At 61.6% G+C, this 25,826-nt stretch carries 24 protein-coding genes; 13 read left to right on the forward strand and 11 right to left on the reverse strand.

What is annotated here, in order from left to right:
- The first annotated feature begins 70 nt into the window (after nucleotides 1-70).
- A complete protein-coding gene (locus HHL09_RS21640; protein ID WP_169456732.1) occupies nucleotides 71-778 on the forward strand; it encodes a hypothetical protein in 708 nt (235 codons plus the stop codon).
- Between the two features lie 294 nt (nucleotides 779-1,072).
- On the opposite strand, the gene HHL09_RS21645 is transcribed toward HHL09_RS21640, so the two are convergent.
- From HHL09_RS21645 to HHL09_RS21660, 4 genes are all read right to left on the reverse strand, one after another.
- Nucleotides 1,073-1,531, reverse strand: coding sequence for a hypothetical protein (locus tag HHL09_RS21645; protein WP_169456733.1), 459 nt, complete (start codon nucleotides 1,529-1,531; stop codon nucleotides 1,073-1,075).
- Complete coding sequence (locus tag HHL09_RS21650; protein ID WP_169457832.1) at nucleotides 1,528-2,280, reverse strand: succinate dehydrogenase/fumarate reductase iron-sulfur subunit; 753 nt, start codon at nucleotides 2,278-2,280, stop codon at nucleotides 1,528-1,530. Before HHL09_RS21650 ends, HHL09_RS21645 begins: the two co-directional genes overlap by 4 nt.
- A 223-nt stretch (nucleotides 2,281-2,503) precedes the next feature.
- Complete coding sequence (locus HHL09_RS21655) at nucleotides 2,504-2,824, reverse strand: polysaccharide biosynthesis/export family protein (RefSeq protein WP_169456734.1); 321 nt, start codon at nucleotides 2,822-2,824, stop codon at nucleotides 2,504-2,506.
- Between the two features lie 58 nt (nucleotides 2,825-2,882).
- On the reverse strand, nucleotides 2,883-4,526 hold the full coding sequence (locus HHL09_RS21660; RefSeq protein WP_169456735.1) for an endo-1,4-beta-xylanase: 1,644 nt from the start codon (nucleotides 4,524-4,526) through the stop codon (nucleotides 2,883-2,885).
- 142 nt (nucleotides 4,527-4,668) lie between these two features.
- Between HHL09_RS21660 and HHL09_RS21665 the strand changes: the two genes are divergently transcribed.
- The gene (locus HHL09_RS21665; protein ID WP_205760907.1) at nucleotides 4,669-6,246 is read left to right on the forward strand and encodes an NAD(P)/FAD-dependent oxidoreductase; all 1,578 of its coding nucleotides are present in this window, start codon (nucleotides 4,669-4,671) and stop codon (nucleotides 6,244-6,246) included.
- A gap of 4 nt (nucleotides 6,247-6,250) precedes the next feature.
- On the opposite strand, the gene HHL09_RS21670 is transcribed toward HHL09_RS21665, so the two are convergent.
- The 4 genes from HHL09_RS21670 to HHL09_RS21685 form a co-directional block, all read right to left on the reverse strand.
- Nucleotides 6,251-7,144 (reverse strand): NAD-dependent epimerase/dehydratase family protein, encoded by an 894-nt coding sequence (locus HHL09_RS21670; RefSeq protein WP_169456736.1) that lies wholly within the window; start codon nucleotides 7,142-7,144, stop codon nucleotides 6,251-6,253.
- Nucleotides 7,134-9,785 carry a glycosyltransferase family 4 protein gene (locus tag HHL09_RS21675; RefSeq protein ID WP_169456737.1) on the reverse strand — a complete coding sequence of 884 codons (2,652 nt, stop codon included), beginning with the start codon at nucleotides 9,783-9,785 and terminating at the stop codon, nucleotides 7,134-7,136. Before HHL09_RS21675 ends, HHL09_RS21670 begins: the two co-directional genes overlap by 11 nt.
- 6 nt (nucleotides 9,786-9,791) lie before the next feature.
- Nucleotides 9,792-11,273, reverse strand: a complete 1,482-nt coding sequence (locus HHL09_RS21680; protein WP_169456738.1) for a formylglycine-generating enzyme family protein — start codon at nucleotides 11,271-11,273, stop codon at nucleotides 9,792-9,794.
- Nucleotides 11,274-11,376: 103 nt separating this feature from the next.
- Nucleotides 11,377-11,988, reverse strand: coding sequence for an NAD(P)H-dependent oxidoreductase (locus HHL09_RS21685; protein WP_169456739.1), 612 nt, complete (start codon nucleotides 11,986-11,988; stop codon nucleotides 11,377-11,379).
- Between the two features lie 151 nt (nucleotides 11,989-12,139).
- On the opposite strand from HHL09_RS21685, the gene HHL09_RS21690 reads away from it, so the two are divergent.
- The 4 genes from HHL09_RS21690 (at nucleotide 12,140) to HHL09_RS21705 (ending at nucleotide 18,197) form a co-directional block, all read left to right on the forward strand.
- Complete coding sequence (locus tag HHL09_RS21690; RefSeq protein ID WP_205760908.1) at nucleotides 12,140-12,685, forward strand: TetR/AcrR family transcriptional regulator; 546 nt, start codon at nucleotides 12,140-12,142, stop codon at nucleotides 12,683-12,685.
- 885 nt (nucleotides 12,686-13,570) lie between these two features.
- The gene (locus HHL09_RS21695) at nucleotides 13,571-16,279 is read left to right on the forward strand and encodes a valine--tRNA ligase (protein WP_169456741.1); all 2,709 of its coding nucleotides are present in this window, start codon (nucleotides 13,571-13,573) and stop codon (nucleotides 16,277-16,279) included.
- A gap of 52 nt (nucleotides 16,280-16,331) precedes the next feature.
- Nucleotides 16,332-17,612 carry a DUF4332 domain-containing protein gene (locus tag HHL09_RS21700; protein ID WP_169456742.1) on the forward strand — a complete coding sequence of 427 codons (1,281 nt, stop codon included), beginning with the start codon at nucleotides 16,332-16,334 and terminating at the stop codon, nucleotides 17,610-17,612.
- A 54-nt stretch (nucleotides 17,613-17,666) separates the two neighbouring features.
- Nucleotides 17,667-18,197, forward strand: a complete 531-nt coding sequence (locus HHL09_RS21705) for a c-type heme family protein (protein ID WP_169456743.1) — start codon at nucleotides 17,667-17,669, stop codon at nucleotides 18,195-18,197.
- Nucleotides 18,198-18,203: 6 nt separating this feature from the next.
- Here HHL09_RS21705 and dtd read toward each other — a convergent pair whose 3' ends face one another.
- Genes dtd through HHL09_RS21720 form a run of 3 tightly spaced genes read right to left on the reverse strand, consistent with a single transcriptional unit; the run spans nucleotide 18,204 to nucleotide 19,649 of the window.
- Nucleotides 18,204-18,656, reverse strand: coding sequence for a D-aminoacyl-tRNA deacylase (gene dtd, locus HHL09_RS21710; RefSeq protein ID WP_169456744.1), 453 nt, complete (start codon nucleotides 18,654-18,656; stop codon nucleotides 18,204-18,206).
- 34 nt (nucleotides 18,657-18,690) lie between these two features.
- Nucleotides 18,691-19,035 (reverse strand): rhodanese-like domain-containing protein, encoded by a 345-nt coding sequence (locus HHL09_RS21715; RefSeq protein ID WP_205760909.1) that lies wholly within the window; start codon nucleotides 19,033-19,035, stop codon nucleotides 18,691-18,693.
- Complete coding sequence (locus HHL09_RS21720; protein ID WP_169456745.1) at nucleotides 19,032-19,649, reverse strand: L,D-transpeptidase family protein; 618 nt, start codon at nucleotides 19,647-19,649, stop codon at nucleotides 19,032-19,034. Before HHL09_RS21720 ends, HHL09_RS21715 begins: the two co-directional genes overlap by 4 nt.
- Nucleotides 19,650-19,974: 325 nt before the next feature.
- On the opposite strand from HHL09_RS21720, the gene HHL09_RS21725 reads away from it, so the two are divergent.
- From HHL09_RS21725 to gcvH, 7 genes are all read left to right on the forward strand, one after another.
- Nucleotides 19,975-20,709 (forward strand): hypothetical protein, encoded by a 735-nt coding sequence (locus tag HHL09_RS21725; protein WP_169456746.1) that lies wholly within the window; start codon nucleotides 19,975-19,977, stop codon nucleotides 20,707-20,709.
- A gap of 46 nt (nucleotides 20,710-20,755) precedes the next feature.
- On the forward strand, nucleotides 20,756-21,487 hold the full coding sequence (locus tag HHL09_RS21730; protein WP_169456747.1) for a hypothetical protein: 732 nt from the start codon (nucleotides 20,756-20,758) through the stop codon (nucleotides 21,485-21,487).
- A gap of 123 nt (nucleotides 21,488-21,610) precedes the next feature.
- On the forward strand, nucleotides 21,611-21,910 hold the full coding sequence (locus HHL09_RS21735; protein ID WP_169456748.1) for an FmdB family zinc ribbon protein: 300 nt from the start codon (nucleotides 21,611-21,613) through the stop codon (nucleotides 21,908-21,910).
- A 51-nt stretch (nucleotides 21,911-21,961) separates the two neighbouring features.
- Nucleotides 21,962-22,681 carry a hypothetical protein gene (locus HHL09_RS21740; protein WP_169456749.1) on the forward strand — a complete coding sequence of 240 codons (720 nt, stop codon included), beginning with the start codon at nucleotides 21,962-21,964 and terminating at the stop codon, nucleotides 22,679-22,681.
- A gap of 14 nt (nucleotides 22,682-22,695) precedes the next feature.
- A complete protein-coding gene (locus HHL09_RS21745; RefSeq protein WP_169456750.1) occupies nucleotides 22,696-24,237 on the forward strand; it encodes a hypothetical protein in 1,542 nt (513 codons plus the stop codon).
- Nucleotides 24,238-24,308: 71 nt separating this feature from the next.
- A complete protein-coding gene (gene gcvT, locus HHL09_RS21750; protein WP_205760910.1) occupies nucleotides 24,309-25,403 on the forward strand; it encodes a glycine cleavage system aminomethyltransferase GcvT in 1,095 nt (364 codons plus the stop codon).
- A gap of 15 nt (nucleotides 25,404-25,418) precedes the next feature.
- Nucleotides 25,419-25,796 carry a glycine cleavage system protein GcvH gene (gcvH, locus tag HHL09_RS21755; RefSeq protein WP_169456751.1) on the forward strand — a complete coding sequence of 126 codons (378 nt, stop codon included), beginning with the start codon at nucleotides 25,419-25,421 and terminating at the stop codon, nucleotides 25,794-25,796.
- Nucleotides 25,797-25,826 lie beyond the last annotated feature (30 nt).

The following is a 25,826-nucleotide window of genomic DNA, read 5'->3' on the forward strand; positions in this document are numbered from 1 at the left end:
GGAGATAGGTGTATCGCAAGGCGGTTGAATAGAAGGGCGGGTGCTTCCGTTTCCTTCTTATCTTCCTGTCATGAAACCGGTCCTCCACATTCTTGCGCTGCTTGTGGCCTTTGCGGGTGGCTTCCTTATCCGTGGTCTTTGGAAGGAGGGGGAAAGAGAGCCTTCTGCTGAGGTAGCCCGGCTGGCCAAGGTTCAGAGTCAGGTGGGGCCGCCGCTGTCTTCCGGTGCGGTGGTCCACGACTCCGCCCAGCGACCGGAGGCCGGGTCAAAGGGGAACTATATCCAGCTCGATCGCAAGGTGGCGGATGCGCTGGCGGTGAATGCTTCGCCGGACTTGAAGCTGATGCGGATGGGTCTGGACGGGGAGCAGGTCAAAGCCGTGCACGAGATCCAGAAGGAGGGGCAGGTGGCATTGAAGGAGATCGAGAAGGCGCATGCGACGCCGAAGTCCGATGCGCAGGGGGAGTATGTGGAGATCAGAGCCTTTCCAGAGGATCGGGAGAAGTGGCTCGGGGGGATGATCGGGAAGCTGCGCGATCTGTTAGGGGATGACCGGGCGGAGGTAGTGGCGCGGATCATCGCGTATCAGGACAACGATCAGGAGGTGGGACTTTATCGTCGCGAGGTGTTCGTGACGGACGGGGACCAGGAAGGGAAGGCGCGGATCGAGGAGAGGGTTTTCGATGGGGAGGGGAAGCACATCGATAGCGATTATGAGGTGGTGGATGCAAACACGCTAGGCCGGTGGGGGCATGTGTTGGAGGGCGGGGAGAGGTAGAGGGGGGAGAGTTGGAAAAGCGCATGATGGGGCTGGGGCCGAGGCAAGCAAGTGAGCCAAGGTGGAAGCACTGTCGCCGGTATTGAATGGCGAAGCGGGCTGATAGCCGTTTGGTGTTTGGAGGTCCACGCGGTGGCGAGCGGCTGCTATCTGGCAGCGGCCCTTGAGGGTTTTCTCAATCCGGGTATTGAAGGGATAGCCGAGGGACAGCTCTGCGGGGCGGAGGCTCCGCTGTCCCGGAGGTAGAGCCTCTGGTGGTGGGCTGATCGAGCGCCGTTCGGGGCTCCTTGAGGGCTATTCTTCGGAACGCACCCGTGCTTCTTCTTCGAGCGGGGCGGCGAAGTAGCCGTGAAAGAGGCATTCCATGAGATACTGCTTCATGAAGGGTCCGATGCCGCCCAGACGCTGGTATTGGGCGACGTGGACGAGTTCGTGCCTCATGACCCGGGAGTGGCCGTGGAGGATGTAGATTCCCCGGCCAAGGGTCATCCCGGCGGGGGCGAAGACGGGAAAACCCCAGCTCTCCGCGAGTTTCAAAACCGGCTGGGGCAGGGGAGTGGGAATCGGATTGATCTCCAGCACCCGGATTCCCTCCGGTGACTCAATCTCGAGCTCCGCGGCGAAGGCGAGATCCTGCGCCTCCAGTGGCTTGCCCTCGGCGAGAATCCTCCGCTCTTGGTCCTGCGCCCATCGCGAGGTGACCGGAGCGATGCCGGACGCCAGCGTGAGCGCGAGACCGAGCGGGATGATCATGCAAACTGTTCGGCCAGGACGGCCTTCCCGTAGTCACGGTTCATCCGCGCGATGTGATCGACGCTGATTTCCTTCGGACAGGCGGCCTCGCACTCGTAGTGGTTGGTGCAGTTGCCGAAGCCTTCGGCATCCATCTGCTTGACCATGGCGAGCACGCGCTTTTCGCGCTCCGGCTGGCCCTGCGGCAGGTGGCCGAGGTGGGAAACCTTCGCGGAAACGAAGAGCATGGCGCTGGCATTCGGGCAGGCGGCCACGCAGGCCCCGCAGCCGATGCAGGCGGCGGCGTCGAAAGCGTTGTCGGCATCGACTTTCGCGATCGGGATCGCATTCGCATCCACGGCGGAGCCGGTGCGGACGTCGATGTAGCCGCCGGCGGCGATGATGCGGTCAAAGGAATTGCGGTCCACGATGAGGTCGCGGATCACGGGGAAAGCACGGGCGCGGAAGGGCTCGATCCAGATGGTATCACCATCCCGGTATTTCCGCATGTGGACCTGGCAGGTGGTGGTGCCACCTTCCTTGCCGTGCGGGATCCCATTGATGGTGAGCGAGCAGGCGCCGCAGATGCCCTCACGGCAGTCGTGGTCGAAGTGGATCGGCTCGCCGCCGTCGCTGATGATCCGCTCGTTCACGATGTCGAGCATCTCCAGGAACGAACATTCCTCGGGGATATCCGAGGCGGGGTAGGTTTCGATGCGGCCTTTGTCGTTCGGGCCGTTCTGACGCCAGACCTTCAGCGTGAGGTTCATGATCGTGAAATGGAGGATCGCCCGGACGGGTGTTCGCCGGGCCACGCGCCCGAAGGTAGATTGTCGGCGGCCGGGCGCTAGTCGAAAAAGCCGGTTTCGGGCTCGGAACCATCAGGATTTTTCCTGCCGGGCATGAAACCGGCTTTTCCAAGGACTTCCCCCTGCTTGGGGGGCGGAAGATCGAGACTCCTCCAACAAGGGGGAGCGTTGTCGCCTCACCCGTTCACTTCCCGATGATATTTTTCTGCGGAACCTCGACGATGTCTCCCTTTTCCAAGGGGGTCAGCTTCTGCTTGTCGTCCCGCATGTCGTAGGTGGTCGTCTTGCCATCACGATGGATCTTCACGCGATTCTGGGCTCCAAACTCCGTGGCACCCCTGGCTGCCTGAATGGCCTCAAAGAGCGTGAGGTTCTTCTCGAACTTCACCGGGCCCGGGGCGCGAACCTGACCACCCACGGTGACCCTGGGCTCGGTTTCTTGCTTCGACTCCTCGGCGTGAAGGGGGGCCAAGGCCAACAATGAAAATGCGATCAGTGCTTTCATGCGATGCCCTTCTATGGATTTTGCTTTGTGATGCAAAGTCAAAAGATGACTGTGCCGCTTATTTCTTCTTCACCCGGACTTCCTTGATCAGGAAATCCGAGGGCGACCCGGCGCCATCCGTCCGGAAATTCCAGCCCCAGCCACCCGCGAAATTGGCATCGTCCAGCTTCCAGGTGTGCTCCGACCATTGATCGCCTTCCGGGATGGTCCACCATGTTCCCGCGCCCTTATAGCCGCTTGAGGATTCATAGGTGAGATTCATCCCGGCGCTTCCGCCATCCGGCAGCCGCTTCGCGACCACGGTAATCTCCAGCTCCTTCGTGCCGAAGGGAACGAAGGTTGGATCGACGCGGAAGTAAGCGTAGAGGCCCTCGCCGCCTTTCGAGACGTTTGCGCGACGGGCGCTGGAATCGAGCCCGTTCATCACCGAGGTGGTCTCCGGATTGGTCTGGGTCACGCCTTCGCTCCGATTGGTCGCGCCGAGGATGCAGCTCACCTGCTTGGCTTTCGCGAAGTCGGTGCCCCACGGGAAGGGCTTCGCGGCATTCTCCTGTGCTTGCTTCCGCAAGTCGGCGGGCAGCTCGTGTGTGAAGATCGGTGACTTGGACAGTGGCAGCTCCCTGTCGCCGAGCTTCACCGTTTTCTCCGAAGCCGCCCATGCGACAAGACAGGGCTTGCCCTGGTCCTCGAAGACGAAGCCGAGCGCCCCTTCCAGGTCCAGCCATCCGAGGTAGTGCGGTTCCTTCCCGAGTTCACGGGTCAAGGTACGATAAGCATCGTAGACGGGCCGCTTGCTCCAGTCCTCGCGGATGATCCCGTGGTCGGTGCCTTTTCCATAGGCGGGACCGCGTGCTTCGAACCAGAAGACCTTGTCGAAGCCTTGGGCGAGGGAGAGCACGTAGCCCTTGGTGAAGATTTCCGCCTGCTTCGCGTCCGCCGCGGCGTCCGGCTGGATGGTCGATTGGATGCCGAATTCCGTGATCCAGAGCGGGAGGTCCTGCTTCTGGCCATTGGCAGCGAGCATCTGGCGCAGGCTGGCGGTGAGGCTGAGGTAGCCTCGCTCCCCTCCGTTCGCGAGCGAGCCGAGATTTTCGTAGGGGTGAACGCACACGAAGTCGAAGTGCCCGGCGGCCCCGGCCTTGATGGTGGCATCAAGGAAGCCGATGTCGAAATTCGCCACGCTGAGGCCGATTTTGGCGTTGGGATTGGCGGCCTTGGCGGTGGTGTAGGCGTCCTTCACCATGTCCGCATAGATTTGCGGTGTGCCACCTTCCGAGAAGCTGCCGTTGAATTCGTTCCAGACTTCCCACCATAGGACGTCCTTGCCGTAGCGGGTGGCCATGCCCTTCACGTAGTCTTTCCAATCCTGGGGATCCTTCAGCGGGACCCGCCGCGTGCCGCCATCGGTGGTCGCCCACGGAGCGGCATACCAGAAGCCGCCGGAGATAGTGATCCCGTGCTTTTTGGCGGAGGCCACGAAGTCATCGGCCCGCTTGAAGTCCCACTGGCCCTTCGCGGGCTGGACGGAGTGCCACTCCGGGAAATAGCGCATCCAGGTGACGCCGGCTTCGTGGAGAAGGGGATTGACCCGCGGGTATTCGCCGGACCATTCCGCGCCGAGGGCGATGCCCCACGGGCTCTGGTCGGCGAGGCCAGTGCCGGTGCTGGTGAAGAGAAGCGCGGCGAGGAGCGGGCGGATCATGGCTTTGGTGTCATTCCTAGCCGGGAGATGGGGGAGACAGGAAGGCTGGTCTTTGGCCGCGCAGGATTTCGAAGGATGCCGAGTCGGTGGGGGAGAAGGGCAGTTCGTTTTCCGGGGCTTGCCGGAACCCCTTCGGCCTGCGATGACGCGGCTTCCGATGATCGAGACGATCGACCTCATCCTGCCCCTCGAAGCCTCCGAGGACGAAGCCGCGTGGAAAGCTGCCGCCGCGAAGAAGCTGGGGGTGCCCGCTTCCCGCGTGAAGGGCGTGCGCCTGCTGAAGCACTCGCTGGATGCGCGCCAGCGGGCGGTGAAAGTGCAACTGCGCCTGGAGGTCGGCGTGGATGAGCCGCTGGCATTCGAGGCAGCGCCGACCTGGTCGGCTCCTGCTTTGCCATCCCAGCCGAAGACGGTGGTGATCGTGGGTTGCGGGCCAGCCGGGATGTTTGCGGCGTTGCGATGCCTGGAGCTCGGCATGAAACCGATCGTGCTGGAGCGCGGCAAGGATGCCTCCGCCCGCCGCTTCGACCTGGCGCCGATCTTGCGACAGGGCACGGTGATCGAGGATTCGAACTACTGCTTCGGCGAGGGCGGGGCCGGAACTTTCTCCGATGGCAAGCTCTACACCCGGGCCACCAAGCGCGGCCCGGTGGCGCGCGTTTATGAGATCCTGGTGGCCCATGGTGCCCCGCAGAGGATCCTGACGGATGCGCACCCGCACATCGGCTCGAACCTGCTGCCGAACGTGGTGAAGGCGATGCGCGGCTCGATCCTCGAAGCGGGAGGAGAGGTGAGATTCCAGACGAAGGTGGTGGATTTCCTGATCGACGGCGACCGCCTGCGCGGGGTGGTAACGGCTGCCGGAGATGAGATCGCGGGTGATGCCGTGATCCTCGCGACCGGGCACAGCGCCCGTGACATCTACCGGCTGCTGGCTGAGAAGAAGGTGCTGCTGGAGCGGAAGCCTTTTGCGGTCGGCGTGCGCATCGAGCATCCGCAGCCTTTCATCGATGCGCAGCAGTATCACTTGAAGAAGGATGAAGAGCGCCACGAGTTGCTGCCTGCGGCGCGCTATGCGGTGGCGACGAAGATCGATGACCGCGGTGTGCATTCCTTCTGCATGTGCCCGGGTGGTTTCATTGTGCCTGCTTCGACGGAGAACGACGAGGTGGTGGTGAACGGGATGAGTCTGGCGCGGCGGGATTCTCCGTTTGCGAACTCCGGACTGGTGGTGACGGTGGAGCCGGAGGACACGGATTCGTTTTCAAAGGAGCACGGCATCCTTTCCGGGATCGCCTATCAGAAGGCGCTGGAGGTCGCGGCGAAGCAGGCAGGCGGCGGTGGCCAGGTGGCGCCGGGACAACGCGTCGCGGATTTTATCCAGGGTCGCATCTCGGCCGATCTGCCGAAGACGAGCTATTTCCCCGGTGGCAAGCCGGCGCCGCTGCATGAGATCATGCCGAAGGGCATCGTCGAGCGCATGCGCACGGGGCTGAAGCTCTTTGACCGGAAGATCCGCGGCTATGCGGGGAAGGAGGCGCTTTTGTTAGGCTTCGAGACGCGCACGAGTTCGCCGGTGCGGATCCCGCGTGAGGACGAGACGCTGGAGCATCCCGAGCTTCACGGGCTCTACCCCTGCGGTGAAGGGGCGGGCTATGCGGGTGGGATCGTCAGCGCGGCGCTGGATGGAAGGCGGGTCGCCGAGGCGGTGGCCGGGTGAGGATCTACGGACACAGCGTCGACGGGAGCGCGGGGAAGAATACCTTTGCTTCCCAGCCGAGAAGCTCGCGCGTTTTCCGAACGTCCGCCAGCGTGACAGGGACGTCCGCGGGATGCTCGGAGCCGTATTCGACCTTCGCTCTCATGCCTGTTTGTTCCTCGGCCGCACGAAGCATCTCGTTCACCGAGTGATTCCTGCCGGTGCCGATGTTGAAGACCTCGAAGCCATTTCCGGTCCAAGTGAGAGCTGCTTCCATCGTGCGGGCGACGTCGGAGACGTGAGTCAGGTCCCGCCGCTGCTCGCCATCCCCGTGGATCGTGATGGTTTCGCCTGCGAGGATTTTTCGGCGGAATGACTCCAGCGCGAGATCGGGACGTTGCCCTTCGCCCCAGACCGCGAAGAGGCGGAGCGCGAAGAAATCGATGCCATGTTTCTCCGAGAAAAGGCGTCCCCATTCTTCACCTTGCAGCTTCGTCAGCGCGTAGGGGCTGCAAGGGTGGAGTTCGTCGCTCTCCTTGCTCGGCAGGCCAGCGGTCGGTCCATAGACGCTGGATGAGGAGGCGAAGATGAAGCGTTGTAAGCCGCGCGGGCGGCAGTGCTCCAACAGGCGCATCGTGGCCCGGAGGTTCGTCTCCAGGTAGTCGAGTGGTCGCTCCATGGAAGGCCTCACGCCGCCGAGCGCCGCAAGGTGGATGACGAACGCGAAGTCACCCTCAGGCAAGGAGTCGCTCCGGAGATCGCAGCTTAGCTTGATGACTCCCGCGGGATGCTCCTGCGGTGGCGGACGAAGGTCCAAGGCGGTGACCATGTAGCCGATATCCGCAAGATGACGGACCACATGACTGCCGATGAAGCCGGAGGCTCCGGTGACGAGGACCTTAGATTTTTCAGGAAGCATCAGGGAAAAAGAGTCGCAGATAATCATCGGTCATCCGCTCCACCGTGAAGTGCTGGCGGATATGCTCGCGGGCGGCGAGGCTCATGGCATCCCGGCGTGCGGCATCGCGGGACAGATCCACCATCGCATCGGCGAAAGCGGAGACATCGCGGGCGGGAACCAGGCGGCCATTCAAGCCATCGATCACTTGTTCGGAGGCGCCGCCCACATCACTGGCGATCACCGGTAAGCCGGAAGCCAGCGCTTCGAGGGAGGCATTCGGACAGCCGGCGGGATCGGAGATCATCACGAAGACATCGCACTGCGCGTGGAAGTCGCCGATGTCTTGGGTTTCCCCGAGCCACTCGACTGGTAGGTCTTTGGAAAGCTCGAACAACTCCGCCGCGTAATCTGCGGCACCGGTTTCGATGCCGCCAGCGATCTTCAGCACGGACTCGGGAAGATCCGGTAGCGCGAGGCGGAAGGCCGCGATCAATTCATCCAGGCGCTTCTGCGGGCTGATCCGCGCGGCGCTGCCAAAGACCAGGGGGCCTTCCACTTTCTTGCGGCGACGGGGCGCGGGTGGAAGGATCACTCCATTCGGGATCACCATTACCGGTGCGCCGATCGCTTCCGCGCGCGTGGCCTCGGCGGAATATTTCACGGTGAAGCTCTCTAGCAGACGGCCGTAATCGCTTGGCACCCGGCAGGGAAGTCCAGGCGGTGGATTCTCCATGCAGCGTTCGAAGGAGCTGAACCACATCTCTCCGGGTGAGATGTCGTGTACCCGGGTGAATGGCAGCGCGTCGGCGAGCAGCAGCTTGTGTGTGGTGATGGCGTTCCAGAAGACCACCGCGGCGGGCGGGGCTGCGGCCATTTCCCCGAGAATCAGATCCACTCCTTCCTGCGGGTCGATGATTCCTGCTGGCGGTGGCACGAAGACCTCGATTCCATGATCTAACAAATCCTGCCGTCCCGGGGTCGGGTGCTCCGGATACTCTTGAAGCAAGGCGGCCTTCACCGGGAGGCCACGCTGGTGAAAGGACTTTGCCAAGCGTCGCAGGGATGACTGCGCGCCGCCCATGGCGAGATTGTTGGTCACGAACCAGAGGGTGTGCCCGGGTTCCTTGGGGAAAGAGGCTGCTTGTTTTGCGAAGCGGGCGACGCGCTCCGTCATGTTGTCCGTCGTGAAGTCCCGCCAGATCAGCTTGTGGGCGGAGGGCGGGGGAGAGAGGAGCGCATCTGCCAGTGCCTGCGCGAATGTGGCGGGCGTCGCTTCCGCATCAAGCAGGGTGACTGCAGGATTTTTCCAAGCGAGTTCGCGGGTTCCGCCGGTATCGCAGGCGATGAGCGGACGTCCGGAGGACAGCGCCTCCAGATGGGCCAGGCTCAGGCCCTCGTGAGCACTGCAAGATACAAGAGCATGCGCATTTGCCAGCACCTCGCGCACCGGCTGCTTGCCCTCGGTCCATTGGAGATCGACCCCGAATTTGGCCGCCTCGCGATCCACTGCAGCGCGGCTTTCCACGGCGTCGGGCAGCCGAGGGGATGTTTCGCCCGCGATGATCAAGCGCACAGGCTTGATCACGCCCCGCGAGGCGAGTTCATCGCGCAGGGCAGCGAGGATTGCGGGCAGGCGATCGAGGCGCTTTTGAGGCCGGGGATTCGCCACGCAGGCTAGCGTGAAGCAGATGTGAGTCGAGGGTAGCGGGGTCTCTGGAAATTGGTTGGGACGAATGCCATTCCACACCGTGCGAGCGGGAATTTTTGGCAGGGACTCGCGTAGCTCCGCTTCCACGGCTTGGGAGCAGGCGAGCATCAGTCGGATGTCCCCGCTTGCCATCGTCTCCCAGCCGCGCGGCCAGCCCTGGCGGGAGTTGTGGATGGTGGCGATCAGCGGGATTCCTGACTTCGCCAGCGCACGGGTTTCATCGGCATCGGTGAGGTGGACGTGCAGGACGTCGGCTCCCTGTGCGATGGCTAGTTTTGAGAGAAAGCCAGCGCGCTCCAGCCGCGGGACATGGGACAGATCCAGCACCACTCCATTTGGCGGCAGGGTGCCGCGGTGGGGCTTGCCCAGCACTACCAGGCATGAGGCGGCTCCGTGATCCGGCAGGGCATTGGCAAGGTCGCGCGCGATCTTCTCGGCCCCGCCATGCTGGAGACTGGTGACGATCTGATAGACGGAGAGGCGCTGGTCGGTGCGTGCCAGATCGAGCGCTTGCCAGTGTACAATGCGGCTGTCCGGAGGAAGGGTTTCTCCGGAGAGACGCGCTTGCGCCGTTTCCTCCGTGGCGTGCCATTCGCAGAGAGGCGGTGGAAGCGTTGCAGGGTAGTCGCCGCCGTGTCGGGAGTGGAAGTCCGACCACTCTCCGGAAGGCGGGAGGCCTACGGCCACGAAGGCTTTTCCTTGAGGGGCCGGCGGAGGACGGAATGACCCCGGTGAACGTAGTACTTCGCCCGCGCGGAGAATCAGGCAGGGCCCGGAGAGGTGGGTTCCCTCCACGCAGGTGAAGCCCGCGGCTTCCGCGCTACGGCGGGATCGTTCGGCAAGCCAGGGCTTGTTACGATCCGCATCGAGGATCAGGGCACGCGGGCGCAGCGTCACCGCAGCAGTGACGGCATCTCCGGGCAGTTCGGAAATCAGGCGGCTGTGGGACACGGCGTCTCAGTAGGCCGAAGGTCGCTGCGGCGGAGGGCGGCGATCGCGGTCATCATCACGATCACGGTCCCGATCGCGGAAGGTGGAAGACGAGGAACTGGAAAAGATCCCGTTTTCCACGGTATTTTCCGGATCGGCTCCAGCCAGCACGCTCACGGAGTCCGGCTTGTTTCCGGTGTAGATGAATTGGCCCTTCTCGCCGGGACGGTAGAGGATTTCCTGCATCATCACGGCACCTGCGACCATGTAGCGGACCTGTAGCGCGGTTCCTTCCGGCCAATCGCCACGGATCCAGAAGCCATCGTCGGTTTTCAAGACCGGAGGCACTGCTTGGGGAATCGGGCGAGGATCGGGCCGAGGAGCAGGGCGGTTGAGCATCGTGCTGCCGGACATCGCATTGTTGCGGCGGCTGACGGCGCGGAAGATCTTGAAAACGATGAAGGCCGGGATGAGGAGGCAGAGCAGGCCGCGTATCGGAGAAGAGGGACGGGACGGCCCTTGCTCAGCATCGATGGGATCGTGGGGAGTTTCCGGGCCGGGCTGCATCGGTGATGTCGCCTCGTCGCTTGCAGACGGCGTCCCGGATTCGACCGGTGGCAGATCTTGCGATGGCGGGGCAATGACAGGTGCCGGAGCCTCCACCGAGCAGACGATGCGGAAACCGGTGTCCGCATTCCGGCTGCGCGGATCGGCACGATAGCGAGCGGCACTGCGGGTGTTGCTTGGGCCGCGGTTCCATGATCCGCCGCGCAGCACGCGCCGCGGCTTGTCGCTGAGGTTGGAATTGTCCTGGCGCGGGTCGGTCGCCTCTCCAGCGGGATAGGGTCCATACCAATCGAGGCACCATTCGGAAACATTGCCGCCGATGAAGAGTCCCCATGGGTTCGCCGGCTTCGATCCGACCGTGCGGGTTCCGTTTCCGGCGTTGTCCTTGTGCCAGGCGCTGCCGGCACCCTCCGGGTGGTGCCATGGGGTGGTAGTGCCAGCCCGGCAGGCGTATTCCCACTGGGCTTCGGTCGGCAGGGTGATTTTCCTCCCGGTTTTTTTCTCCAGCCACTCGCAGAATTTCTGTGCGTCCGGAAAAGTGAGAAGGCATACCGGTGAATCGGCGGCTTGGGCAAATCCGGGAGTCCGCCACGTGAAGTTTTTCCGCTGCTCCAAGGCGCTGCCATTCCAGCCATAACCGCCGCTGGTCCCGGTCTCCGCTTCGCTGCGATAGCCCGTCTCCGCGACGAAGCGTTCCCATTGGCCGAAGGTTACCGTGCTACGACCGATGTAGTAGTCTTTCGTCAGGATTACCTCGCGTTGGGCTTCATCCGCGCCGCGGCCGGATTCGCTCGCGGGAGATCCCTGCGTGAAACTGCCGGACTGGATCAGGACGAGATCGAGCTTGGTTCCCTGGCCGAGGTCGAGCTCCAGCGTCGGCTCCGCAGCCCGCGAGGCATGGGCGAAGAAACAAAGCGCGAAGGCTCCGAGGATTCCTTTCATCGCCGCCAAGCTAGCGGCAGGGGAACGCTCCGCAATCCCGGGATAGAGGCGACGTCGTTAGGGATGGGAGTCGTTCCCATCCCTCCGATGAGAGGTGGATCATTCAAGACTCCGCGGCTACGACATCCGGAAGAAAGAGAGCCTCTCCGATCTTCCGGGCCGTCTGGAGATGGATTTGCGGATCCTGTGTTTCCGAATCCAGAAGAAATTCAGATGTCATCACCTGCGCGCCGCAGTAGTCGAAGATCCCGTGATCGATCTGCGTCTGCATGGCGGTGAAGTAACCATGGCGCTCAAAGGTGCCTGAGTCCGCACCGCCGACAGCGAGAAGATGGACCTTCAGGTGGCGCAGCTTCTTGCCCACCTTGCCATCTGCGCCGGTGCCGTAGGCCCAGCCATTCGTGAAGACACGATCGATCCAGCCTTTCAAAAGACCGGGCAGGGACCACCAGTAGATCGGATAGACGAGGACGAGCGTGTCCGCCCGGTCGATTCGTTCCTGCTCCGCAGCAATGTCGGCAGGAGCTGGGATCTTTTCGCGGAAATAGTCGAGGTCAGCTTGGGTGAAGCCGGGCTTGAACCCCTCTGCTGTCAGGTCCGCGATTTCGAAGCTATGAAGGGGATCTGAGCCCACGAGGCCCGCAGCCAGTTCCCTCGCGATGCTGTGGGTGAGAGAATCCGGATTCGGATGGGAAACAACGATGAGTGCGTGCATGATCGGTAAGTGTTTGTTGACGAGCGGATAAACTGGGTTACCTTTGGTAACTTACTTTTGGTAATTTAAGGTGTCAAGGGAACGGGCCAAAACAGAGTCGGGTGGAGCGGTTCGCCGGCGCATGTCGCGGGCGGAGAGGCACCGGCAATTGATGGAACATGCATGGAGGCTGATCCGGGAGGAGGGGACCGATGCCCTGACACTTGCTCGTTTGGGCGAGGTGGCCGGAGTGACGAAGCCGCTGGTTTACGATCACTTCGAGACGCGCACGGGATTACTGGCATCCCTTTATCGGAAATACGACCTCAGGCAGATCTCGCTGATGGACGAGGCCCTTCAGGCCGGAACTCCGGATCTGCTGAGCCGGGCCACGGTGATCGCCGCCGCCTATGTCGGCTGTGTGCTGGAGCAGGGACGGGAAATTTCGGGCGTGATCGCGGCCTTGGCGGGATCACCGGAATTGGAAGCGCTGCGTTGGGAGTGCGAAGCCATTTTCATGGAGAGGTGCCGCATCGCGCTCTCACCTTTCGCAGGGGAGAGGCCTCTCTCTACGGCTGGCCTCCGGGCCATGCTCGGGGCGGCGGAAGCTCTGTCCTGTGCCGCAGCGAGGGGCGAGATCTCCGCCGCCGAAGCTGAAGAAGAATTGTCCGGAATGATTGTCGCCGTGGTCTCCAGAAGAGGTAGCGATGTTAGATGAGGATGCGGCGTTAGCGGTCCCCCAGAGGAGGAGGCTTTCGCAAGCTTCCGCTAAGATTTCGCAAGCGATCGGCTTAACTGTGGGAAGATGGTGCCTATATTTGCTTTTTTTCCGGATTTCTGTGAAGTTTCGCCTTGCCCGGGGAATGAATTGAGCGGGTGGGTTTCGCTTGAGGGAAGTGACTGGACTACAGGGTCTTCTACCCCTTTGGGGGACGCTTCGATACCCTTTCGAAAGCGTCACCGGAAAGGCCTGAAAAAAATCCGAAAATTCTGAAACAAATAACGCGTTGGTGACGTTTAACTAGGTGTAAGGCAACTGCGGAAGACGCACCGCAAACTTATAACAGATCTTGTCTTGGAGTTCGCTCCTGGCAGGTGGCCCGGCCGGTGGTTCTTTAGGTTTTTGGGTTTTTCCTAAGGAATACCGGTCGGGCTTCTTTTTTTGTACGAATGACGCGCCCGGCTCAGGTTCGGGAGCGGCTCTTTTCTAAAAAGGAAAAGCCCGCTGGTCGTCTGGGGGAACGAAGCAGCGGGCTGATGGGAGTGCCTTCCGGAGGGTTTCTTTGTCGGGGGGATTTTGCAGGCTCGGCCGGCGGGGGGATCGGCGTTGCTTACGGAGGAGAGAATGTCCGATTTTGCTCCCTTTTGGAATCACGCAATGGCGTGCGTCGGTATTTGCGTAACTGGGTGAGGGGCGGGGTAGGGCCAAGTGGCTTCGGGAAGATGGGCGGTTGGCTGCCCGGATTGCCGTTTCCAAGGTGAGAGGGGCATCCCGAACGCCGTTGGTGCGAAAGGGAAAGGAGCTTCTTGCTTAACCCTCAGTAATTTCCTGCCCTCCCCTTTACAAACCCTGCCCCCTCTGGCATCCCTCCGCCCCCATATTATGTCCGATTTGCCCAAAGCCTACGAACCCCAAGCGGTGGAAGCCAAATGGTATGCCGCCTGGATCGAAGGAAAATGTTTCGAAGCCGATCCGGCTTCGGAGAAGCCCGCGTACTCGATCGTCATCCCGCCGCCGAACGTCACGGGCATCCTGCACCTCGGACACGTCCTGAATAATACCATCCAGGACATTCTCGCCCGGCGCGCGCGCCAAGAGGGCAAGGAGGTGCTGTGGCTGCCCGGCACCGACCACGCCGGCATCGCCACCCAGGCAAAAGTGGAGCGCGAACTCCGCGAGAATGAAAAGCTTACCCGTCGCGATCTCGGCCGCGAAGAGTTCCTGAAGCGCGTATGGGCCTTCAAGGACAAGCACGGCGATATCATCATCAACCAACTGAAGCGCCTCGGCTGCTCCTGCGATTGGTCGCGCGAGCGCTTCACCATGGATGAGGCCTACACGAAGTGGGTGAGCCACGTGTTCGTGGAGCTTTTCAAGGAAGGCCTCATCTACCGCGGCAAGCGGATCGTGAACTGGTGTCCGGTGTCGCTCACCGCGCTCTCCGATGAAGAGGTGATCATGAAGCCGCAGCGATCGAAGCTGTACTTCATGAAATACGAACTCGTGGATGCTCCCGGCGAGTTCCTGGAGATTTCCACCACCCGGCCGGAGACCCTGATGGGCGACGTGGCGGTGGCGGTGAATCCGAAGGACGAGCGTTTCGCGAAGTACGTGGGCCGTAGTGTTTACCGTCCTTTCCCGCACGCGCCGATCCCGGTGATCGCGGACGATCACGTGGACATCGAGTTCGGCACCGGAGCGCTGAAGATCACTCCGGCACACGATAAGGCCGACTTCGAAATCGGCATCCGCCATGGTCTCGAGATCATCGACGTCCTCACTCCGGATGCGCACATCAATTCTCCGGAAGTGCCCGAGCTTCACGGCCTCGACCGTTTCGTGGCGCGCAAGCGTGCGGCGGCGAAGCTGGAAGAGATGGGCTTGCTCATCAAGGTGGAGGAATACGAGAACAACGTGGGCTACTCCGAGCGTGCCGATGTGCCGATCGAGCCGCGGATCTCGATGCAGTGGTTCCTCAAGTATCCCTGCGTGAAGGAGGCTGCCGATGCGGTGGCAAATGGCGACATCGCCTTCCGTCCCGAGCGCTGGGCCAAGACTTATGCCCACTGGATGGAGAACCTGCAGGACTGGTGCATCAGCCGCCAGCTCTGGTGGGGTCACCAGATTCCGGTGTGGTATCGCAAGGAGAAGCTCGAAGCGCTCAAGAACGCCGAGTCGCTCGACATGGCGAACCTCGAATCCGGGGACATCCACGTGGGCACGGAAGCCCCGGCGGATGAAGCGGAGTGGGTGCGCGATGAGGACGTGATGGACACTTGGTTCAGCTCATGGCTCTGGCCCTTTGCCACCATGGCGGACGTGGGCGAGGAGACGCCGACGCTGAAAAAATTCTACCCGACCACCGATCTGGTGACGGGACCGGACATCATCTTCTTCTGGGTGGCGCGCATGATCATGGCGGGCTTCCGCTTTGAAGGAGAGCTGCCCTTCAAGAACGTGTTCTTCACCTCGCTGATCCGCGACAAGAGCGGCCGCAAGCTTTCGAAGTCGCTCGGCAATTCGCCGGACCCGATCGAGCTGATGGACAAGTATGGCTCCGACGGCGTGCGTTTCGGCCTGATGCGGATCGCGCCTTTGGGCTCGGACATGCGCTACGACGAAGAGCAGATCGAAGGCGGCCGTAATTTCGCGAACAAGATCTACAATGCCTGCCGCCTGCGCGAGATGAGCGGCACGATCGAATTCCCGGAGACCGACGACGAGGGCGACGATGAGCTGGTGGGCATGGCGAACTGCTTCCACATCGATATCCTGGCCAAGCTCGATGAGCTCGCTGTGGATCTTGCCCGTATCTACGGCGAGTATCGTTTCGGCGAGATCGCGCAGCGTCTCTATGAGTTCCTGTGGAGCGAATTCTGCGACAAGTTCCTGGAAGCGGTGAAGGGTGACCTGCGCGAAAGCGCCACGCCGGAAGCACGAGCCGTAACCTTGTCCGTGTTCGACACGGTGATGAGCCGCTTCCTGCAGCTCCTGCATCCCTACATGCCTCACGTGACCGAGGAGCTTTCCTTGAACATGGGCTATATCGGCGAAGGAGAGTTCCTCATGCAGGCCGAGCTTCCGGAGGAACCGGTGCTCGCCGGCTTGTCCGCGGAGGACATTGCCACCGAGCAGAACAAGGCTGCCGCGATCTACGAGACCGCGGGCCGCGTGCGCAATCTGAAGGCCGAGTACAACGTGGCAGCACGCCGTGATGTGACCTTGGTGGTGAAAGGAGCTGCCGAATGGCTTGACGAAGAAAAGGATGTGCTGGCCCTGCTCTGCGGAGCCGGTGAGGTCCTGCTTGATTCCGCCTATGAGGCTCCGAAAGGAACGCCGGTTTCCCTGACACCGGTGGGTGAAATCTATCTGCCGCTGGAAGGCCTGATTGACGTGGAAGCGGAGAAAATCCGTCTTGCCCGGGAGATCGCCAAGCTGGAGCAAGAGCAGACCCGCAGCGAATCCAAGCTGGCCAATGAAAGCTTCGTCGCCCGCGCGCCCGCAGAGGTGGTGGAGCAGGAGAAGGCCCGCCTTGAAGAATGGAAGACCAAGCTCGCGCAACTCCGGGAGATGTTGCAAGGACTCGGATGAGTCCTTGCAAGGTCATCATGAGTTCATAAAGTTGCGAATTCGTAACGGGGGAATGTCGGATCTGCTGAATATAGAAGGAATTGGAGCCCAGGAGGTTGAGCTGCTACAAGCGACGGGCTGGACTGATTTGCAATCCGTAGCCAAGGCTGACGTGGATCTTTTGACCCGCGAGCTGGAGGCTGCGAATAACATGCTCAAGATCGTGCCACGGGCTCCGGAGCGCCGGAAGGTGGAGCGCTGGGTCGCGTCCGCGGCGCATTTGCTTGATCCGGCTGGAGTTGTGGCGAGCCGGCCCTTGCGCTCGAAAGCGGTGGTCTCTTCCCTTGGCAAGGAAACCCCGGGTGGTAAGCCGGCCAAGGTCAAGCGCCGGAGCGGAACGTCCGCCCCGGCTCCGGTGTCAGATGCAGCTTCGGATGAGCTTCCCCTGATGGCGTCTGTTGCCGCGGAAGATCTGACGGATCTCGCCGGAGAAGAAGGTCTCAGATCCGTCTCCGGTGAGGTGAACTACGAGGCGGACCCGGAGGTCCAGGAGATGCTGGCCATCGCGCCGCTCGCCATTCCGATTCCTGCCCGCACGCTGGCCGAAAAGGGGATCTCGCCGGGTGAAATCGCGGTGGCAGCCCTGATGAACCATGCCTCGGGCGACTTGGACGTCCGCGTGGCTGTCCCGAAGACTGATCGCAAGGACATTCCGGATGCACCGGTGGGAAGCCGCCGCTCGGAGACGCTTTCTTCGGTTCAGGTTTCCGATGTTGGTTTTACCATGGGACGCCGTGGTTTCGATCCGGGGAAGGTCCGCACTATTGAAGATGCCCAAGGAGATGCTCCACCGGTCCGGGCCTCGTCGAGCAAGCAGGGAATGATGGACGAACGCATCGCGCTGCTGCGTTCGCCGCGTCCCGAGACGAACAAGGGCCGCAAGCCCGGCTCGAAATTCTACATCCGCGGCGTGCTTCACGATCAGCCGCTCAAGGTCTGGTTCGGCGGCTTGTTCGCGGTGCTTTTGCAGCTTTCCGTGCCTTTGGCGGTGATTGCCGCGCCCCTGCTGATCCTCTCCAATGAGAATCCGGAAAAGTTCAACTGGGTCCCGAAATGGATCATCGGTTTCCCGATCGCACTGCCGATCCTGGGGTTGCTGTATGTGCTGGTCAGCGCCCGTGCGAAGTGCCGGGTCTGCGCCCAGCGCCTCTACGTGCCGAAGCATTGTTTGAAGAATCGCAAGGCGCACCATCTGCCCTTCCTGGGTCACATCGGTGCCCTCGCCTTGCACGTGATGACCTTCAAGTGGTTCAACTGCACCTTCTGCGGAACCTCGATCCGCATTAAAAAGTAGTCCTGCTTTCCTCGACGGAAGGAGCGTGCCTTCTCCTTCGTAGACGGGATGGCCATGAAAAGATCCCACCTGATTCTCGCTGCAACGGGGCTCGTCATGGGCTTGGTGGCAGGCGAGGAAGGACAGGCTCCCGCGAAGCCGGAGAGAACTCCCGAAGTGAAGGAAGCGCGCGTAAGAGCGCAGCTTCTGCACGAGACGATCCATGGCTCCTTGCAGGTGATGCACCGGGACTTCTTCCGCGAAGGGGATCGACTGCGGATTCCTTCGTCGTCCATGGAAGATGTCTTTCGCGAGCTGAAGCGTTCGTGGAACGTGGAAGTCGCCTGGATGTCGGTGAATGCCAAGGCGATGAACGTCGATCACAGGCCGGAAGGAGCCTTCGAGGAATCGGCCGTGAAGGAGCTCAATGCGGGCAAGGAAATGGCCGAGACCGTAGAGGGGGATACCTATCGCTACGCTGGAGCGATTTCCTTGGGCAATGAATGCCTGAAGTGCCACCTCCCGGATCGCCAGAATCTGGATGAACGGAAGGCAGCGGTCCTTATTTCGATGCCTCTGCGCAGCGAATCAATAGGACCGCGGTGAAGCGGTTCACTCCTTGTTTTTCGTGTCGATGACGATGGTCACCGGGCCGTCGTTCACGAGGGATACCTTCATGTCCGCGCCGAAGCGACCGCGCCCGACCGGCTTGCCGATCTCCTTTTCAAGGACATCACAGAACGCAAGGTAGAGAGGTTCCGACATGTCGGGTGGACCCGCGCGGAGAAACGAGGGGCGGTTACCCTTCTTCGTGGAGCCGTAGAGGGTGAACTGGCTGACGACGATCAACTCCCCGTGGCAGTCGATCACGGATTGGTTCAGCAGCCCGGCTTCATCGGGGAAGATCCGCATCCTTGCGACTTTCGGTGCCAGCCATGCGATGTCTTCCGATCCATCTCCACGTTCGACGCCCAAGAGCACCAATAGGCCTTGGCCGATTGAGGCCACGGTTTCGCCATCGATCACGACGGAGGAAGAGGAGACCCTTTGGATGACAGCGCGCATGAGGGAGGAATGACGAATCCGGCATTCGCGACTTTCAATACACCGGCACTTCCGGATCGATCTCCGCGGACCAGCGATCGATGCCGCCGCTCATCGACCACACCTGGTCGTTTCCACGGGATCTCCAGTAGTTCGTGGCGCGGAGCGATCGCATGCCGTGGTGGCAGTAGACGATCACCGGCTTTTCCGGCACGGGGGCCTCGGCGAAGCGGGTGAGAGGAACGAGGCGCGCTCCTTCGATGCGGTTGAAGCGCCACTCGTCGTCCTCGCGGCAATCGACCAATTCGATCTCGCCGCTGCGGATCGCCGGAAGCAATTCAGAGACCTGTGCCGGAGTCAGCTCCATGCCCGACTCCGGGTCCGGCAAGCGATCCTTCATCGTTCGACGGTGACCGGGGTGCCGATCTGGGCGTTGTCGAAGAACTTCTGGGCCATCCGGTCCGGCATGCGGACGCAGCCATGGGAAGCGGCGTAGCCCGGCAGGTAGCCGGTATGCATTCCGACGGCAGGGGCGAAGTTCAGGTAGTTGAACATCGGCGCGCCCTCGTAGTAGCAGCCGGGAGGCACCGGCTCGTTGTGGGCTTCCGCGTCGTCATCCACGATGCGATCGGTGCCCTTCTCCTTGAAAACACCATAGCTCGAAGAACGGTGCCACTTGTCCTTCTGGTTCACCTTGTAGGTGCCGGAAGGAGTGCTGCGGCCTTCCTTGCCGGTGGAAATCTTCGAGACGCCGGCGAGCTGGCCACCCTTGTAGAAGAAGGCTTTCTGCTGGGTCAGGTTGATGCGGATCGACGCGGGGCCGGTCATGTTATCCCCGTCCCAATAGGAGACATCGTCAGGGATCGGGCTCGATTTCCAGTCGTGCTCCCGCTTGTTCGTGTAGCCGGCCATGTACCGCGACTCGCCGCGCATGTTTGCCATGGTGCCCTCAAGCGAGGTGCAGGAGACGGCGATCAGCGGGAGCAATGCGATAGGTAAGAGGCTGGCTTTCATGGTGATTCGGATGCGGCGATTGTAAACTGATGCGTGGGTTGGGGTCAACCCCCGGAACCTCAAGGGCTCCATCGTGCCCTTACGCAATTCTTTGACAGGGAAAGCGGGGTTTTATTCCATGGTAGCTGCGAAAGACCGGAACCCTGTCGTCTGCCGCGCCATGAATGCGGGGGTTCAAAAACTTCTCAGTCTGGGAGCCAGCCTGGCAATCGGGTCTGGATTAGGAGTTGTCGCCCAGCAGGGTAGGAGTCATCCCGCCGCAGACCTACCGGTGCCGGAGACGCAGCGATTCTCCGAGGCACTTGTCTCTCCGGGGATTCCTCCCATGTCGCCGATGGAGCTCCCCGGGAAGCCTGTGCCCGTGGAGGCGAGGGAATTCCGGCAGCTCTCGGACCCTGAAAGGGCGGCGCTCGAGGCTCTGATTTCAGCCTACAAGGCGGCGGAGGATCATTCCGAGCGGGACCGCATCCTAGACCGCATCGAGGATGGATTCTACGGGCAGGAGGTTCTGGGACTGGCGCTCTTGGTTTTTGAGAACCGTGACCGGTTCGGGGTCTCCCAAGTCAACCGGGTTACCACAATCTTGGCGGGAAACACCTCCCCGCAGATTCTGCCGGTCCTGAAGGTGGCCTATGACCGCGCCTCCGACGCGGAAAAAGCCCGCTTGCTGATGGCGGCGGCCCGGGTGGAAGGGGACGGCCTGCCAGAATTCGTCGCCCGGGGTTTTGAGGACAACTCCTCGAATGTCAGGTTTGCCGCCTTCGATGTGGTGGATCATCAGGACCCCCGCATGAAAAAAGTGCTGCTCCTAGCGGCACTGCGCTCCAGCAAATCGGACGTGGCGCTAGCCGGTCTCGGCGAGTTGGAGGTGGATGCCACTCCGGATTCCCTCCCGATTATCATGGAAGGCCTCTCGTCCCGGAACTCCGAAGTCCGGGAAGAAACCAGGGGCACGCTCCAATTTCTCCTCGATGAGGAGTTCCGCGATTCCGAGGCCGCCGCACAATGGTGGCAGCAGAATCGCCATCGTTTCGACCGCAATCTGATCCGCGCCAACTAGTGCGGGATCATCCCAGGATCAGAAGCAACCCCGACCTCCTCGGGTTATGAAAAATTACCTCTCCCGTTTCACCGGAGTGACCGCTGCCCTTTTGCTGGGAAGCAGCGGGACTGCTCCGGCGGAGCATGTGGTCTATCGCGGCAGCACCACCGTCCGGTGGGAGCTGCTCAATTATCTGGCCACCACCCAGTTCACGAGCCTGCTGCGTGGCAGCCAGCGTCTGCAGCAGATCGGCATTTCCTCCTCGCTGGGGAACACCGGTTATGCGCTCTATACCCTCGATTCCCGGCAGCATATCGCCTACAAATCCACCGGCAATTTTGCCAAGGGGCCGACGATTTTCCCGAACTTCAACGATTCGGGGCGCGGCTTCGAGGTGCACAAGCAATTCAACCGGAGCTGGAGCGAAGATATTCCTGGCCTCGGAGACACGGAGGATATCTGGAATCGGAAAACAGGGATCTTGGGCGGGCCGCGGAGTTTGGTCAGGCTGCCTGTCGCCAACTTCTCGATCGAGGCCGCCCTGCGGCTTACCGGTTACCACACCCACACGATCTGTTCGGAGGATTTCGGGATCGATTCAAGTGCCTCCTCCGGCTATTCGACCGGCCGCTTTTTCCGCGTCGATAGCTCCCGGAGCAGCTACCGCTTCGATCTCCGGCTGACGGATCAGGCCAATGCGCTGGGTGGGACCCTGCCGAGTGCGATCTTCGTGGTGGAGGATTATCTCACGGACCGCAATTACACGATCGTGAGCCAGCCACCGCTGCCGTTCTAGGGCTTCCTCCGGCGGAAGCGCGATCCTGCGAAGGGGGCGGGGTCGCGCTAGCCTGTGCCCGTGACGCTTGCACGGAGGGGAGGGCGTGCTATGGATGCCGCCCGAGTTCGCCAGGAACACGCCATGCCAAATTACGACTACGTCTGCCAGAGCTGCGGTCACCGCTTCGAGGTTTTCCAGAGCATGAACGATGCGAAGCTGGAGGATTGTCCCGTGGAAAGCTGCGATGGGAAGGTGAAGCGTCTGCTGGGTACGGGAGCCGGGCTGATTTTCAAGGGTGCCGGCTTTTACCAGACCGACTACCGCTCGAACTCTTACCAGCAGGGGGCGAAGCAGGACAGTGCGGCATCCAAGCCGGCTGAATCCTCATCGGCACCCGCAGCGGCACCTGCCCCGGCCTCCACTCCCGCGAAGTCGGAGTGATCCGGGTGAGCGCGCTTCCCAAACCCGGAGGGCTTTGCTACGCCTCGCCGCATGGCTGAAGAGAAACTGGAGAAACCGCGCGGGAGCTGTCTGGGAAAGCTGGTCTCCCTGTTCACCTTTGCCGGTGTGGCCGGACTGGGTGCGGCGGTTTTCTTCATTTTCCAGCCGCAGGATCTTTCCGACGTCAAAGGTCTCAATGCCGCTTCCGCACTCAACGGGGGAAAGGCGCGCGACCTGCGCGAGGTCCTGAAGAACTCCGTGAACCGCGGCTATCCGCTGAGCCTGACGGAAGAGGAAATCAACCTCTACTTAGGCCAAACCCTCGCAGCCAAGCAGGGCGGGGGACTGGACAAATTGGTGAATGTCGACCGCGTCTGCGTGCGTTTGGAAGACGAGCGTGCGGAAGTGATCATTGAGCGCTCGATTATGGGGCACCCGATGACGGTTTCGATGTATTACCGGATCCTTCAGGAGATCGATTTGAATGGCTCCACCAAGACCTCGGTGGTGCGGGATGGCGGGCAATTTTTCCCGGACCTTCCGCGTTTGGAGCGTCTGACCAAAGGGGGCCGTTTCGGCAAGCTGGTGGTGCCGCAAGGATTCCTGATCCTGGTATTGCCGTCCTTCGAGAAGTTGGCCCCGGTTTATCGGTCCGAATTGGAGCAGGCCTTCGAGGAAATGTCCCGGATTACGATTTCAAAGGGCAAGCTGGTGCTGGATCCGCGCGCGGACGGAGGCTCGGCCTTGCCTCAGGGGGGCGGAACGTTTTGAGTGTCGGGTAGCCTGTGAAAACCTGCTTCCACCGACTGGCCTTTTTCCTCTGTGCCTCCGCATTTCCCGCGGTGGCACAGGAGGCTGACCCGTCACCGGCACCCGAGCCTGCTCCGCCGGTCGCGATCCCGGTGGATGAGCAGCCGATGCCAGTGGCTCCCGATCCTGCCCCGCAGCCGGTGGTGCCGGGAGGGAATGTGCCGCAGCCGCAGCGCGAGGAGCGTTCGCTCAGCCGTTCGGGGATGTTCCGGGTTTTTGGCGGAGGTCCGGAGATGCGGGCGCAGCGTGGAGCGGTGGCGCTCTTGCTGGAGCAGACCAAGGACGACTTTGAGGAGCTCATGGTGGAGCGGGCTGATCCATCGGAGCAGAAGCCGAAGAATCCGAATGCCTTTGCCACGCCGGGGACAAAGCTCGATGACTTCAGAACGCCGGTGGACGTCGTTCTGGTGGGAAAGCCGGGAGATGCGCCCTTGCCGAAGAGCGTGGCCTACGAACTCGATGACACGGGCCACTCCTTCAACCTCCGGATCCGCATCCATCTGGCACGCGGCATCGACAATGAACTGCTGCAACGCATGGCCCTGACGGTGCTGCTTTACGAGCGAGCCCTGCGCGACTCGAAGCCCGGGGAATTCGTGGAAGGCAAGGAGTCGCTGGTGGTGCGTCCCTGGCTGGTGGAGGGCCTGATGGAGGCTCAAAAGTGGCGCTCCAACACCGCGGACCGCCGTCTTTACGAAGGAGTCTTTAAGCAGGGCGGAGGCTTCACGATGGATGAGCTTTTTGAAATCTCCGAGCGGAACTTGGCCCAGCTCGACAGTACCTCGGTGCTGAGCTTCCGGGCTCTTTCGGGAGCTCTGGTGATGGCCTTGCTGGAGCAGCCGCATGGGAAGGGGGCCTTCCGGTCTTTTTGTGGTGAAGCCGCCCGCTTTTCGGGAGAAATGCCGGTGCTGCTCCGGAAGCACTTTCCCGAGCTGAATCTTTCGGAGAAGAGCCTCGCGAAATGGTGGGCGCTCACGCTGGCAAAGCTGGTGCAGCCGAAGCTTACCGAGTCGCTCTCCATCCGTGAAACGGAGACCATGCTGAATGAATCGCTGATTTTCCACACGCGGGATGCCGACGGAAATGCGGTGAACCGGGGGATGGATGCATGGCAGGCGATCCTCGAACTCGAGGAGGGCGAGCGTCTTGAGGCACTCAAGCCCGCGAACGAGGGGCTCGTGCGCTTGAGCTATCGGTGCTTTCCTTCCTACCGCCCGCTTCTCAACGAGTATCAGCAAATCCTGCGGGATATCTCGCAGGGCAAGGACAAGGACATCGGCAAGCGTGTGGCGGAACTGAACGAGCAGCGCAAGGTGAGGCTGGATCGTGCCTTGCGTGCGCGGGATTTCATGGACTTTACCGAGATCTCCCAAGCCCGTGAACTCAGCGGGCAATTCGATGACTACATGCGCCTGAAGAAGGATCTGGAATTGAGGCCGCGCGCCACTCGCCACGATCGCGTGACCGATACACTCGACCGGATGGAGAAGACCTACGATTCGCGGCGCGAACGTTAAAAACGGTCAATTTTCGGCTGCATAAAGGGGGTGATTTGACAAGGCATGGCCCCCCCAACAGTCTGGCGCGCGTGAGCACCATCCAGAGTACCCCGTTGGAAGCCCTTCATGTCCGTCTTGGCGCCAAGATGGTGCCCTTCGCCGGGTGGAACATGCCGGTGCAGTACACTTCCATCATGGATGAGCATGCCGCGGTGCGGAAGGCCGTCGGGATTTTCGATATCTCCCACATGGGTCAGTTCATCGTCAGCGGCCCGGGTGCCTTGGCATGGCTGAATCGCGTGCTTGCGAATAACGTTGCGAAGCTTGCCCAAGGGCAGGGGCAGTATTCTTTCCTGCTGAACGAAAAGGGCGGGGTGATCGATGATCTGATCGTCTACCGCACCGGTGACGAGTCGTTCTTCCTGGTGGTGAATGCCTCGATGATCGAGGAGGACTTCTTCTGGATGGCGAAGCATCAGCCCGACGATGTGGAGTTCTCCAATGAAAGCGCGCTGTGGGCCGGCATGGCCGTGCAGGGGCCGGAGTCTGCGGCTGCATTCGCGAAGGCTTGTCCGGGCCAAGAGCTGCCGCACCGCAATGGGATCTCGCGTTTTGCGATCGAGGGCGGCGAGGCGGTGGTTTGCCGCACCGGTTACACCGGCGAAGATGGTTTCGAGTTTTTCTGCCCCGCGGAGGAAGGAGAGAAGTGGTTTGAAAAGTTCATCGGGGCAGGTGCGAAGGCTTGCGGGCTCGGTGCTCGCGATAGCCTGCGCCTGGAGATGTGCTATCCGCTCAATGGCAGCGATCTCTCGCCGGAGCGCACTCCGATTGAAGCCGGCCTCGGCTTCTTCGTGGATCTCGACAAGGGCGACTTTATCGGCCGCGACACGCTGGCCACTCAGAAGGCGGAAGGACCGGCCCAACGCCTGGTCGCTCTGGAATACACGGACAAGGGGGCACCGCCGCGTGCTCACTACGCGGTGCTGGATGCCTCCGGGCAAGTGGTCTCCGAGCTTTCCAGCGGCGTGCTTTCCCCGAGCCTCGGCAAGGGCATCGGCATGGCTTACTTGCCTGCCGCGCTTGCGAAGCCGGGCACGGATCTCTTCGTGGATGTCCGCGGCCGCCAGTTCCCGGCGAAGGTCGTGAAGAAACCGTTTTACAAGCCCGCCACCCAAAAAGCATAAGCTTCCTTATACCCGATGAACGTACCTCAGAATCTCCGCTACAATTCCTCCCACGAGTGGGTCCTCCTCGAAGGTGATGTCGCCACCATCGGGATTTCAGATCATGCCCAGGAAGAGCTGACCGACGTTGTGTTCGTCGAGCTGCCGCCGGTGGGCAAGACCGTCGATATCGGTGATCCGACCGCTGTGGTGGAATCCGTGAAAGCTGCGAGTGATATCTACGCCCCGGTTTCCGGTGAAGTGGTGGAAGTCAACGACGCGGTGGAAGCCGATCCTTCGCTGGTCAACACCGATCCCTACGGCAAGGGCTGGATCTTCAAACTGAAGGTCAAGGACGCCGCCCAGCTTGACTCGCTGCTCGATGCCGCCGGCTACGAGGCATTGATTGGGTAAGCTCCAGGCTCCAGAGATTTTGAAGATACC

It is taken from the genome of Luteolibacter luteus, assembly GCF_012913485.1.
In the GTDB taxonomy this organism is placed as follows: domain Bacteria; phylum Verrucomicrobiota; class Verrucomicrobiia; order Verrucomicrobiales; family Akkermansiaceae; genus Haloferula; species Haloferula lutea.

Excerpts from the sequence above, each read along its gene's own strand:
- HHL09_RS21655 (WP_169456734.1), bottom strand. The coding sequence starts at position 2,824 with ATGAAAGCACTGATCGCATTTTCATTGTTGGCCTTGGCCCCCCTTCAC.
- gcvH (WP_169456751.1), top strand. The coding sequence starts at position 25,419 with ATGAACGTACCTCAGAATCTCCGCTACAATTCCTCCCACGAGTGGGTC.
- HHL09_RS21730 (WP_169456747.1), top strand. The coding sequence starts at position 20,756 with ATGAAAAATTACCTCTCCCGTTTCACCGGAGTGACCGCTGCCCTTTTG.
- HHL09_RS21665 (WP_205760907.1), top strand. The coding sequence starts at position 4,669 with ATGACGCGGCTTCCGATGATCGAGACGATCGACCTCATCCTGCCCCTC.
- HHL09_RS21705 (WP_169456743.1), top strand. The coding sequence starts at position 17,667 with ATGAAAAGATCCCACCTGATTCTCGCTGCAACGGGGCTCGTCATGGGC.
- HHL09_RS21650 (WP_169457832.1), bottom strand. The coding sequence starts at position 2,280 with ATGAACCTCACGCTGAAGGTCTGGCGTCAGAACGGCCCGAACGACAAA.
- HHL09_RS21735 (WP_169456748.1), top strand. The coding sequence starts at position 21,611 with ATGCCAAATTACGACTACGTCTGCCAGAGCTGCGGTCACCGCTTCGAG.
- HHL09_RS21670 (WP_169456736.1), bottom strand. The coding sequence starts at position 7,144 with ATGCTTCCTGAAAAATCTAAGGTCCTCGTCACCGGAGCCTCCGGCTTC.
- HHL09_RS21685 (WP_169456739.1), bottom strand. The coding sequence starts at position 11,988 with ATGCACGCACTCATCGTTGTTTCCCATCCGAATCCGGATTCTCTCACC.
- HHL09_RS21715 (WP_205760909.1), bottom strand. The coding sequence starts at position 19,035 with ATGAAGGATCGCTTGCCGGACCCGGAGTCGGGCATGGAGCTGACTCCG.
- dtd (WP_169456744.1), bottom strand. The coding sequence starts at position 18,656 with ATGCGCGCTGTCATCCAAAGGGTCTCCTCTTCCTCCGTCGTGATCGAT.
- HHL09_RS21660 (WP_169456735.1), bottom strand. The coding sequence starts at position 4,526 with ATGATCCGCCCGCTCCTCGCCGCGCTTCTCTTCACCAGCACCGGCACT.
- HHL09_RS21640 (WP_169456732.1), top strand. The coding sequence starts at position 71 with ATGAAACCGGTCCTCCACATTCTTGCGCTGCTTGTGGCCTTTGCGGGT.
- HHL09_RS21720 (WP_169456745.1), bottom strand. The coding sequence starts at position 19,649 with ATGAAAGCCAGCCTCTTACCTATCGCATTGCTCCCGCTGATCGCCGTC.
- HHL09_RS21680 (WP_169456738.1), bottom strand. The coding sequence starts at position 11,273 with ATGAAAGGAATCCTCGGAGCCTTCGCGCTTTGTTTCTTCGCCCATGCC.
- HHL09_RS21700 (WP_169456742.1), top strand. The coding sequence starts at position 16,332 with ATGTCGGATCTGCTGAATATAGAAGGAATTGGAGCCCAGGAGGTTGAG.
- HHL09_RS21695 (WP_169456741.1), top strand. The coding sequence starts at position 13,571 with ATGTCCGATTTGCCCAAAGCCTACGAACCCCAAGCGGTGGAAGCCAAA.
- HHL09_RS21690 (WP_205760908.1), top strand. The coding sequence starts at position 12,140 with ATGGAACATGCATGGAGGCTGATCCGGGAGGAGGGGACCGATGCCCTG.
- HHL09_RS21740 (WP_169456749.1), top strand. The coding sequence starts at position 21,962 with ATGGCTGAAGAGAAACTGGAGAAACCGCGCGGGAGCTGTCTGGGAAAG.
- HHL09_RS21725 (WP_169456746.1), top strand. The coding sequence starts at position 19,975 with ATGTCGCCGATGGAGCTCCCCGGGAAGCCTGTGCCCGTGGAGGCGAGG.
- HHL09_RS21645 (WP_169456733.1), bottom strand. The coding sequence starts at position 1,531 with ATGATCATCCCGCTCGGTCTCGCGCTCACGCTGGCGTCCGGCATCGCT.